Genomic DNA, 10856 nt, shown 5'->3' with positions numbered 1-10856 from the left:
CCCCCGTGGAGCCCCTCGGCGGGTCGCCGACCCGCGCTCCACGGGCGTGTGGTCGAGCTTTTCAGCGCATCCCCGCCACCAGGCGCCCCAGACGCCGCAGCCGTTCCAGGCTCGCCTCGTAGCGGGCGCCGATCACCAGCAGCAGCACACCCGCGACGGCGAACGGCACCCAGTTCGGCACCAGGCGGGTCAGGTCCCACAGCGGCGGCCCGAACGCCCGCAGCGAGGTCGCCACCAGCACCAGCCCGCCCGTCGCCAGGACCGCCTGGAGCCGTCGGCGCAGGCCCCACACGGTCACCGCCAGACCCAGCACGAGCACGGCGGGCACCCGCCACACCATGCCGTCCTCCGCCAGCACCAGCACGACGGTGGGCAGGAACAGCAGCGCCAGGCCGCCGCCGTGGGCGGCCCAGCTCGACGGCGGTTCGGCCGCCCCGCGGCTCCACTCCCAGCCCACGGCCAGTGCCGCGAGGGCGGACGGCACCGTGTACGCCTCGGGTACGGCCACGTCCCACGCGGAGAGCACCGTCCACAGCGCGGCCAGCATCAGCAGCGCGCCCACCAGAGCGAACCAGCGCCGGTCCGGCCGCGCGGCGGTCGCCAGCGCGACGACCCCGACCACGGCCAGCGCCAGCGCGACCAGCTCCAGCCGCGCCCCCGCCGCCACGGTGACGCCCAGCGAGACCGCCGCCCACACCCAGGCGGGGACCTCCGTCGCCGGTACGAGCGGTCCGCGCAGCCGCGGCGCGGCCACGGCCACCGCGGCGACCACCGCGATCGGCGCCAGCGCCGCGTACTCCACCGGAGCACCCAGCAGCAGGGGCAGCGCGAGCGCGAACCCGCCCGTCGCCGCCGTCGCCACCGCCGTGGCGCCGATCGCCGCGACGGAGGTCCGGGCCAGGGCCGCGACCACCGCGGCGACCACCGCGACCCCCATCAGGGCGCCCGTGGTCGCGTGCTCCTGGACCAGCGCCCAGCCCGCACCGAGCAGCAGGGTGAGGAGTCCGGTCAGCCCCGCCAGCCAGCCGAGCCGCCCGTCCCGGGTCAGCGCCGACCACAGCGCCAGGGCCGAACCCACCGCGAACACCCACAGCAGGGCGCCGAGGAACGGCGCGTCCAGGACCAGGGGCAGCGCGACGAGCGCGGGCGGAGCGGCGAGCACCGCCGCGGCCGCCGTCCGCCCGCGGTCGAGCAGGGCGACCAGGGCCACCGCCACCGTACCGGCCAGCAGCATCCCGGCCGCCGTCGCGACCGCCTCCGCAGGGCCCGCCACGCGGTGGAGCCCCAGGACGGAGTAGGCGGGGTCGCCCAGCGCACGCACGGGCGCCGCCCACGGCACGTACTCGCCGGACAGCAGCGGCAGGCCGGGGCTGTGCCCCCGCCCGACCAGCAGCGGGACGGACGAGAGCAGGAGCAGCCCGACCACGGTGAACACCGGCCGTGGGTCGCCCCCGGCACCGCTCGCCGTCGGGAGGGGGATCCGTCCGAGCACCACGGCGTTCGCCCCGGCCGCCAGCGCGCAGGCGGCCAGCAGCCACCACGCCGGAGGCGGCACGGTGTCCGATATCACGAGGCCGAGTCCGAAGAACGCGCCGGTCAGCAGGGCCAGCGCCCACAGGAGCAGGCCGGTCGCGTAGAGCGCCGCGGGACGGCTGGACCGGCGGTACAGCAGTAGCGCGACCAGGACCGCCGCCTCCACGAGCACGAGGGCGGCCAGGGAGGTGTACTGGTCCGGGAGCGACCACAGGCCGCCGGTGAGCAGGGTCAGGGTTCCGGTGAGCGCGGGCACCCAGGCGCCGGTCCGACGCGGTGGCAGGGCCGTGGCCAGGACCAGCGCGGCGCCGACCAGGAGGGCGCAGACCACGGCCACCGCGTGCGGCGGGTCCAGCAGGTGCACGGCCGTCAGCAGGGTCGGGGGAGCGGTCAGGGCGACGGCGGGCAGCAGCGCCCGGCGGCGCAGCAGGAACACCGCGCCCAGGGACAGCACGGCGCAGACCAGTACGGCGACCAGGTGGAACCCGGTGTCCGGAGGGGCCGTCGTCGGCAGACCCAGCACGCCGGACACCGGTGCGGTCGGGGGGCCGCCGTTCCACAGGTGCGGGGGCACCCTGGGCAGCGCGGGCAGGTGTGCGGGCCCGGCGGCCAGCGGCGCCATCCCCAGGACCAGCAGGGCGATGACCGCGGGAACCCTGGAGGCGGCACCGCCGCCGGGGGCTCCGGTACCGCTCGCAACTCCCAGGCCAGCGGCACCGCCCGCAGCGCCCACGGGGCCGGGGCCCTCCGGGACGTGGGGCAGCGGGCCGGGGGCCAACAGCAGACCGGTCACGCCCGACAGCAGCAGGGCGACGGCCACGAACCACCAGGCTCCGATGTGGTCGACGCCCGCGGTGGAGGCGGCCAGGACGAACGCCGTGTACAGCAGCGCCAGAACCATGGTCAGCACCCACAGCACGGTCGCGCTGACGCGGAGGGCGCGCACGGGGACGCCCGTACGGGGCCGTCCGAACCACCGGGCCAGGAGCAGGTCGACGAGCCCGGTCGCGGAGAGGGCGGGCAGCAGCCAGGACCAGAGGTCGGGGGAGCCGGACGCCACCACCAGCAGGACGGGCACCGGTTGCAGGAGCAGAACGGTCAGGACGCGCGGCGTCCTCAGCGGCACGAGCAGCGGATAGGACGCCAGCAGCGCGCCGATGACGACCAGCGCGGCCGCGGTGTAGCCGGGCCCGCTCCCGAGCTGCTCCGACATCAGCAGCCACAGCGCGAGGGCGTCGACGCACAGCAGCACGGCGGCCAGGCAGCCGAAGGTCTCCGCGGTCGCCCTGAGGCCGCGCCGGTGCAGCGGCAGGGCCAGGACGGCGAAGACCGCCGTGGTGAACCCGAGGACCCCGGCGCGTGCGCCGGTGCCCATGTCGCTCCACGTCCAGATGGCGAAGACCAGGGCCGCGATGCCGACGAGCACGCCGCCCAGCCCGAGGATGACGTTCTGTGCCGAGCGGCGGGTGACCTCCCCGGGCGGCCCGGACGCGACCCGTGAGGACTGGAACCGCCCAGCCGAGACCTGCTCGGCCGGTACCTGTGCGCCGGGCGCCCGCCCGGCCGGGGACTGTCCGTACGCGTCCTGGACGACCGGAGTCCGTCCGGAGGGAAGCCGCCCGGTCGGAGCCCCCGCGGTCGGGCCGTGCGCCGACGCGTACGGGGCCTGCCCGTCCGCGAACCCGGGAACGGGCCCGGCTCCGAAACCGGCCGGGGGCACACCCCGGCCCGACTCCTCGCGCAGCAGTGCCACGACGGCGGCCCGCTCCTCGCGCAGGGTCCGCTTACGGCTGTCGAGCAGCGCGATCTCCGTGTCGATGTGCCACAGCCGCTGGGCGGTGGAGCCGACGAGCAGGAGCCCGCACCGCTGGCAGGTCCGGGGCAGGGCGGGGAGCGGGGCGCGACAGTCCGGGCACCTGAGCCGGGGGCCCGCGGGGGACGGCGGGGATCCGTGGACGTTCATGGCGCCATCCTGACCCTCGGAGCCGTCCGCGCACATCCGTACGGGTACTCAGGAGCACCGTCCCCGGTGACCCCTGTCTCTTTCCGGGAGGCGTGGAGATCCCCGCCACAGCGCCGCGGGCTTGACCACTCCTTGACTCTGCGTGTCGAAGCGCAGGTCAAAGCACTGTATTTCGGATGCATTCCGTGATGTGACTCAAGCCATAGTAAAACTGGCGTTACTTCATCGTGACGATGATGCAGGCTGAACCCGCTGCACGAACATCCCCTCCCACGTGGGAACCCGCGCCGCGGTCGGTCGAACGGCTAGCCCCTTCCCTCGCGCGCACCACCCCGGGCCACGTGGTCAGCGGCGGCGAACTCTCACACACGCGGACCCCGTCGGGCGCGTGTGCGTCTACGCGAAAGGGCGATTTTGCTACTCAACCTCATCTCACTGCGACATGCGGGCGCCGTCGGCGCCGCGGCCCTCGTCGCGGGCGGCACGTTCTCGGTCGCCGCGTTCGCCCAGAGCGACGCGATCGACCCCGGCCAGCTCAGCTCCGCCGCAGTGGTCCCCGACCAGCAGGCGGCGGCGGGAGGCGGCGACGGCGAGCCCAAGGACTTCTTCGCCGCGCAGCCCGAACAGGGCGACCAGGAGCGGGAGGCCCAGCGCGAGGAGAGCCTGGAGCAGGCCAGGGTGGCCGTCGACGAGGCCGTCCGCGCCGACAGTGGGACGGCCAGCGACATCCCCGAACCCGAGCCCGAGCCCGAGGAGGAGCCCGAGGCCGACAGCTCCGGCGGTTCCGACTCCTCCGGCGGCGGCTCCGCCGGGTCGACCCCCTCCGGCGACCCCAAGGAGATCGCCCTCCAGATGGTCCTGGACGAGGGCTGGGCCGCCAGCGAGTTCCACGACTGCCTGGAGCCGCTGTGGGAGAAGGAGAGCAACTGGAACCACACGGCCGAGAACGCCAGTTCGGGCGCCTACGGCATTCCGCAGGCCCTGCCCGGCGACAAGATGGCCTCCCACGGCTCCGACTGGCAGACCAACCCCGCGACCCAGATCGCCTGGGGCATCGACTACATCAAGGACCGCTATGGGAACCCCTGCGGCGCCTGGTCCCACTCCCAGTCCAACAACTGGTATTAATAGGGCTTTCCCTGCCAATAACCCCCTCTTGGGAAAGGCAATCGTGCTAATCAACCGAATGTCGCTGCGTAGTACGGCGGCGGTCGGTGCGGCGACTCTCGTCGCGGGTGCGACCTTCGCCGTCACCGCGTTCGCGGACGACGACATCGATCCGGACACGGTGGCCAGCGCCGCCATTCCGGAGGCCGAGGAACCCGCCGCCGACACCGAAGCCGGGGAGGAGTCGTTCTTCTCCGAGCAGTTGTCCCAGGAAGAACTCCAGACCCTGCGCATCCAGGCTCAGGAGCAGCGTGACGCGGCCCTCACCGAAGGGGTCCTGACGGCCCAGGTCGAGGGAAGCGACATCGAGGAGGAGGAAGAAGAGGAAGAAGAAGAGGAGGAGGAGACTCCCGTCTTCACCGGCGACCCCAAGGGCACCGCCCTGGAGATGGTCCTCGCCGAGGGCTGGGCCGCCAGCGAGTTCCACGACTGCCTCGAACCCCTGTGGGAGAAGGAGAGCAACTGGAACCCCAGCGCGCAGAACCCCAGTTCGGGCGCCTACGGCATCCCCCAGTCGCTGCCGGGTGACAAGATGGCCACCCACGGCGACGACTGGCAGACCAACCCCGCCACCCAGATCGCCTGGGGCATCGACTACATCAAGGGCCGCTACGGCACTCCCTGTGAGGCCTGGGCCCACTCCCAGTCCATCGGCTGGTACTGATCCGCCGGGGCGTCCACGCCCCGCCGACGGACGCCTCTTCCGGAACGTACGGAAGACGCGGGGGCCGTTCCCCTCCGGAACGGCCCCCGTCCCGTTCGGCGCCCCGCCCGCCGAGACCGTCGGGCGGCGCGCTCACAGCTTCGGGTCGAACGACTCCATGACGTCCTCGGGCAGGTCGTCGTAGTAGTCGGCGTCCTCGCGCGGAACGTTCACGCTGACCAGGTAGAACACCCGGTCACCCTCGTACTCGGCGCTGACCGCGTAGGCCCAGAAGCGCCGTTCCTGGCTCGCCCAGGTCTCGTTGGTGAAGTCGGACTCGACCATGGCGACGTCCCAGCCCTCCTCGAAGTCGCCGTCGTCGAACTCCTCCAGCTCCAGCTGCGTGTAGTCGGCGGTGACGTCACCCTCGACCTTCGTCCCGCCGTTGGTCTCCTCCAGGTACTCGGCGCTCGTCCCGGTGAACTCCTGCTCGGTCCAGCCGGTCACCCACACCTGGTGGTCACCGCCCGGCGCGACGAACACCGCCAGCGTGTTCTCGATCTCGCTGTCGTCCACCTGCCACCCGGCCGGGTAGTCCACGTGGAACCACTGCGACTGGAAGGTCTCCAGCTCGTCATAGGACGGCGGCTCCCCGTCCTCGTCCCCGCTCTCGCCCTCGTCGCCCGTCTGGCCGCCGTCGTCGCCCCGGCCCTCCCCGCCGCTGCCGACACCGCCCTCGTCCCCGCCGACCGAGGTGGAGGGCTCCGCCGGGGGCCTCGCGCTCTCGGACGCCGACAGCGTCTCGGAGGCGCCGCCCTCGGCCTCGTCGCCCGCGAGCAGGGTCGCGCCGACCACGGCCACGCCGCTGATCAGACCCAGGACCACCACCGCGGCGCCCACACCGATGAGGAGCCTGGTGTTCCCCGAACCCGAACCCGGGCGCGCGCCGCCGTGACCGCCCGAGTGGAACGGGACACCGGGAGCCCCGGGGCCTCCGGGCACTCCCGGGCCACGGCCCATGCCGCCGTGACCGCTTCCCACGGAGTGGGTCGACTGGTGCTGGTAGGCCGGGTGGTGCCCGTGCGGGAGGGGCGTCGCGGGCGTCACCGGGTTCGCCGGTCCGCCCTGCGGTACGCTGCCGAAGGTCGGGGCACCGCCTCCGAAGGCGCCCGTCCCCGCGGCTCCCACGGCACCCGCCGCACCGAGGCCGCCGCTGCCGTCGCCGCCCGGGTTCGGTCCGCCGCGCTCGCGCAGCAGCGCCAGCGCCTCGTCCACACCCAGCCTGCGGTCCGGGTCGCGCTCCAGCAGACCGGAGATGACCGGCTCCAGCCACCCGGCGCGCGTCATCGGCGGCAGCGGAGCGGACATCACGGCCGCGATCGCCGCGGTGAGGCTGTCGCGGCGGAACGGGGAGGTGCCCTCCACCGCCGCGAACAGGGTCACGCCGATGCTCCACAGGTCGCCCCGGTGCTCGGCCGGGCCGCCCGACAGCCGCTCGGGCGGCATGTACTCGGGGGAACCGATCAGCGCGCCGGTGCGGGTGATGCTCGGCCCGCCCTCCATCGTCGCGATGCCGAAGTCGGTGAGGATCACCCGGCCGTCCAGGGACGTCATGATGTTGCCCGGCTTGATGTCGCGGTGCAGGACCCCGGCCGCGTTCGCCGCCCGCACGGCGCGCAGCAGCGACTCGGCGATCTCCGCGACCTCGTCCGGGGGCAGGGCGCCCCGCTCGTTGAGCCGGTCCTGGAGGGACCCGCCCTCGACCAGCTCCATGACCACCCACGGGTTGCCGTCGTACTCGAAGACGTCGTGGATGGTGATCACCGTGGGATGGCTGATCCGCGCGGCGGAGCGAGCCTCGCGCCGGACCCGGCCGTGCGCGTCCGCGCGCTCGGAGTCGGTGAAGTGGTCGGGAAGCAGCACCTGCTTGATCGCGACGTCGCGGTCCAGCGCCGGGTCGAAGGCCTCCCAGACCACCCCCATGCCGCCGCGGCCGAGTTCACGGCGCAGGACGTAGCGGTCCGCGACGATGCGTTCACTGTCGCTGTTGCTCGACATGTACTGCCCTCTCGAAGGCGGGCTTCCAAGGTGCTCTGTTCAAGGATGTCGGACGCCTCACGCGCGCGGAAGGTTCCTGGTCGAAGCCCTCCGCGGCCGAGTGAGACACAACCGCGACCCACGCGCACCGTGCGCCCCGCCCGGCACACGACCGCCCCGACAAGCACACGGAAGGGGCACCCCGTGCGCGGGGTGCCCCGTGGTGCGACGGGTCCGACTACTGGGAGTTGGTCATCCGCAGCACGTCGAGGGCCTCGTCCAGCTGCGCCTCGGTGAGTTTGCCGTCCTCGACGTAGCCGCGCTCGATGACCACCTCGCGGATGGTCTTCTTCTCCTTCAGCGACTGCTTGGCGACCTTGGAGGCCTCCTCGTAGCCGATGTAGCGGTTGAGCGGGGTCACGATCGACGGCGAGGACTCGGCGTAGACGCGGCACTGCTCGGCGTCGGCCTCGATCCCGGACACGCAGCGGTCCGCGAACACGCGCGAGACGTTGGAGAGCAGGCGGATCGACTCCAGCACGTTGCGGGCGATCATCGGCAGCTGCACGTTCAGCTCGAAGTTGCCGCTCGCGCCGCCGAAGGCCACCGCGGCGTCGTTGCCGACGACCTGCGAGGTCACCTGGAGCATGGCCTCGCACAGGACCGGGTTGACCTTGCCCGGCATGATCGAGGAACCCGGCTGGAGGTCGGGCAGGAGGATCTCGCCCAGGCCGGTGGTGGGGCCCGAGCCCATCCAGCGGATGTCGTTGGCGATCTTGGCGAAGCCGACCGCGATGGTCCGCAGCTGGCCGGACAGCTCGACCAGGCCGTCGCGGGCGCCCTGCGCCTCGAAGTGGTCGCGGGCCTCGGTCAGCGGCAGGCCGGTGTGCTCGGCGATCTCCGCGATGACCCGGGCGGAGAAGCCCTCGGGGGTGTTGATGCCGGTGCCCACGGCGGTGCCGCCCAGCGGCAGCTCGGCCACGCGCGGCAGGACGGCCTCCAGACGCTCCACGCCGTAGCGCACCTGGGCGGCGTACCCGGCGAACTCCTGGCCCAGGGTGACGGGGGTGGCGTCCATGAGGTGCGTGCGGCCGCTCTTGACCACGGAGGCGAACTCGGTCGCCTTGGCACTGAGCGCCTCCTCCAGGTGCCGCAGCGCCGGGACCAGGTCGTTCTGGACGGCGGAGGTGGCGGCGATGTGGATGGAGGAGGGGAACACGTCGTTGGAGGACTGCGACGCGTTGACGTGGTCGTTGGCGTGCACGGGAGCCCCGAGGCGCTCGGTGGCCAGCGTCGCGACGACCTCGTTGGTGTTCATGTTGCTGGAGGTGCCCGAGCCGGTCTGGAAGACGTCGATCGGGAACTCGTCGTTCCACCTGCCCTCGGCGACCTCCAGGGCGGCCTCCCGGATCGCCTTGCCCAGGTCGTCGCTGATGACGCCGAGTTCGGCGTTGACCTTGGCCGCGGCGGCCTTGATCTGGCCGAGGGCGGCGATGTGCGCGCCCTCCAGGCCCTGGCCGGAGATCGGGAAGTTCTCGACGGCACGCTGCGTCTGGGCCCTCCACTTGGCCTCGGCCGGAACCCTGACCTCACCCATCGAGTCGTGCTCGATACGGAACTCGCTCATTGCAACCCAACTCTCCCTGGGAAAACCTGTGAGCCCCAGACTGCCAGACGCACCGGAGCACACCGCCACCTCACCCGGGGTTGGCGGTGTTGCGCGCGTCATGTTGACACCGCCGCCGTCTGCTGTGCCCGGTCGGCGGTCCTCGCAGGTCGGTGCGGGTCCGGTGCGGCCCGCGGCGGCTCCGGGGGTGTGCGGGCCGGGACCGACGAGGTGTGCCGGTCGGCCCGCGGCGGCACCGTGCGGGCCGGGGTCAGGCCCCGATGCCGCGTCGGCGCTCGCGGCGGCGCCATCCCAGGAGGCGGCGCCTCCTGGGGGCGCGCACGCGCACCACGCCGAACAGGGAGAACCCGTCGATCTCCAGCACCGGGGGGTGGGACAGCTCGGAGCGGCGCGCGGTGGTGGTGCGCCTGCCCAGGAACGACCAGCCGGTCAGCCGCACCTCGACGCCCTCGGGGACGTCGATCTCCACGCGGCCCAGGACGGCGGTCACGGTCATCCGGTGATGGTTGTGCATCAGGAGCGCCTCGCGCATGTCCACCTCGACCCTGCCGACCAGCGCCACGGCCAGCTCGTTCGGATAGGCCACCCAGCGGCCCCTGCGCTCGGCGCTGCCGAACAGGCCCAGGACGGGCTGGCGGTCCAGACGGATGGGCTGCTGCTCGGCGGGGAGGAGGTCGGCGGTGATCCCGGGCAGCTCGCCGAGGGTCCGGGCCTCGTGCGCGAGGGAGGAGCGCTCCTCGAACTCCTCCAGGTCCAGGCGGCCGTCGGCGGCGGCATCGCGCAGGACCCGCAGGACCCGTTCGCGGTCGGTGTTGGAGGCGCGGAGCCGATCGGGGGACACTTCCTCACTCACACCGCCCACATTAGGCGAAACCCCGGGACGGTCGCCCGTCCGCGGAGGACCGCGCGTCGGTGGCGTCCGGAGAACGCCCCGGGTCGGTCTGCCCGGGAAGCGCCCCGCGTCGGTCTGCCCGGGGAGCGTGGCGCGCCGGACCCGGGCGGGGCGGGAGCCGCACGGCCCCGCCCCGCCCGCCGCTACAGGTCCATCAGCGCCCGCCTGGCGACCGCGTCGGAGGCGGCGGCCAGCGGCCGGACCGCCACCCTGACCAGTGCGCGGGCGTTGTCGTCGCCCGCCACGCGGTTGGAGCCGAGCTCGCCGCACCGCACGCAGCGGTGGACGATCATCCACTCCCCGTCCGGTCGCGCCGCCATGCTCAGCGCGTCCATCGCGCCCCGGCAGTCGGACGCGCGGTCGCCGGGGATCCGCAGGTCCACGTGCAGGCTGGCCAGGCAGTGCGGGCAGTGGTTGCGGTGGGCCGTCCCCGGCGCGCGGGCCGGGATCTCCAGGCGGCACCGCACACAGCGGAACGAGCCCGCGCCGCCCGCCTCGCCGTGGGCGTGCAGCACGGTCTTGGGGCGCTGGGGACGCCTGGTGACACGGGTGTTGCGTCGGCCCACGCTCACACCTCCCCGAACAGGTCGAGCGGGAAGGGCGGTTCGGCCAACGGCCGGACCGCGATCCGCATGAGGACGAGGTGGTTGTCGTCCGGTGAGACGGCACTCTCGGACATCTCGTCGCACACGCCGCAGCGGTGGATGAGCGTCCAGGCGCCGCCGCGCGGGACCGCGACGGAGATCGGCGCCATGCGCCCGCCGCAGTCGGAGGCGCCGCCCCCGATCCGGTCCAGGACGTGGCGGGAACTCAGACAGCTCGGGCAGTGGTCGCGCGGGTCCCCGTCGGGGTCGAGGAGGGACACGGTCAGACCGCAGCGCACGCAGGCGAAGGCGCCGGTGCGCGGAACGGAGTCGGAGCGGTGGCCTGAGCCAGCGCGTCGGCCGGAACGGCCGGAGGAATCGGTGGTGGACACCCGGAGGTACTCCTTGCT

At 73.5% G+C, this 10856-nt stretch carries 8 protein-coding genes; 2 read left to right on the top strand and 6 right to left on the bottom strand.

Translation table 11 applies throughout. The features are described 5' to 3' along the window. Positions 1–61: 61 nt before the first annotated feature. Complete coding sequence (locus ACSIH6_RS34250; RefSeq protein WP_435112476.1) at positions 62–3496, bottom strand: SCO7613 C-terminal domain-containing membrane protein; 3435 nt, start codon at positions 3494–3496, stop codon at positions 62–64. Between the two features lie 414 nt (positions 3497–3910). On the opposite strand from ACSIH6_RS34250, the gene ACSIH6_RS34245 reads away from it, so the two are divergent. Beyond that, positions 3911–4624 (top strand): aggregation-promoting factor C-terminal-like domain-containing protein, encoded by a 714-nt coding sequence (locus ACSIH6_RS34245; protein ID WP_435112475.1) that lies wholly within the window; start codon positions 3911–3913, stop codon positions 4622–4624. A 58-nt stretch (positions 4625–4682) separates the two neighbouring features. Further along, entirely contained in the window at positions 4683–5327 is a 645-nt protein-coding gene (locus ACSIH6_RS34240) for an aggregation-promoting factor C-terminal-like domain-containing protein (protein ID WP_435112474.1), read from the top strand. Positions 5328–5459: 132 nt separating this feature from the next. Here the strand turns inward: ACSIH6_RS34240 and ACSIH6_RS34235 are convergent, their stop codons facing one another. The 5 genes from ACSIH6_RS34235 to ACSIH6_RS34215 form a co-directional block, all read right to left on the bottom strand. Continuing rightward, positions 5460–7364 carry a serine/threonine-protein kinase gene (locus ACSIH6_RS34235; protein WP_435112473.1) on the bottom strand — a complete coding sequence of 635 codons (1905 nt, stop codon included), beginning with the start codon at positions 7362–7364 and terminating at the stop codon, positions 5460–5462. Positions 7365–7581: 217 nt separating this feature from the next. Beyond that, a complete protein-coding gene (locus ACSIH6_RS34230) occupies positions 7582–8970 on the bottom strand; it encodes a class II fumarate hydratase (RefSeq protein WP_435112472.1) in 1389 nt (462 codons plus the stop codon). Between the two features lie 250 nt (positions 8971–9220). Next, entirely contained in the window at positions 9221–9811 is a 591-nt protein-coding gene (locus ACSIH6_RS34225) for a DUF1707 SHOCT-like domain-containing protein (protein WP_435112478.1), read from the bottom strand. Between the two features lie 194 nt (positions 9812–10005). After that, positions 10006–10434, bottom strand: a complete 429-nt coding sequence (locus ACSIH6_RS34220; protein ID WP_435112471.1) for an RNHCP domain-containing protein — start codon at positions 10432–10434, stop codon at positions 10006–10008. Next, on the bottom strand, positions 10431–10838 hold the full coding sequence (locus ACSIH6_RS34215) for an RNHCP domain-containing protein (protein WP_435112470.1): 408 nt from the start codon (positions 10836–10838) through the stop codon (positions 10431–10433). Before ACSIH6_RS34215 ends, ACSIH6_RS34220 begins: the two co-directional genes overlap by 4 nt. Between the last annotated feature and the right edge of the window lie 18 nt (positions 10839–10856).

This window comes from Nocardiopsis synnemataformans (genome assembly GCF_965343085.1).
Classification (GTDB): Bacteria; Actinomycetota; Actinomycetes; order Streptosporangiales; family Streptosporangiaceae; genus Nocardiopsis; species Nocardiopsis alborubida.
The sequence above is the reverse complement of the archived record's forward strand: the minus strand, read 5'-3'. Positions and strand labels throughout refer to the sequence as shown.

Coding starts and splice junctions, on each gene's coding strand:
- ACSIH6_RS34250 (WP_435112476.1), bottom strand. CDS start 3,496: ATGAACGTCCACGGATCCCCGCCGTCCCCCGCGGGCCCCCGGCTCAGG.
- ACSIH6_RS34240 (WP_435112474.1), top strand. CDS start 4,683: ATGTCGCTGCGTAGTACGGCGGCGGTCGGTGCGGCGACTCTCGTCGCG.
- ACSIH6_RS34235 (WP_435112473.1), bottom strand. CDS start 7,364: ATGTCGAGCAACAGCGACAGTGAACGCATCGTCGCGGACCGCTACGTC.
- ACSIH6_RS34230 (WP_435112472.1), bottom strand. CDS start 8,970: ATGAGCGAGTTCCGTATCGAGCACGACTCGATGGGTGAGGTCAGGGTT.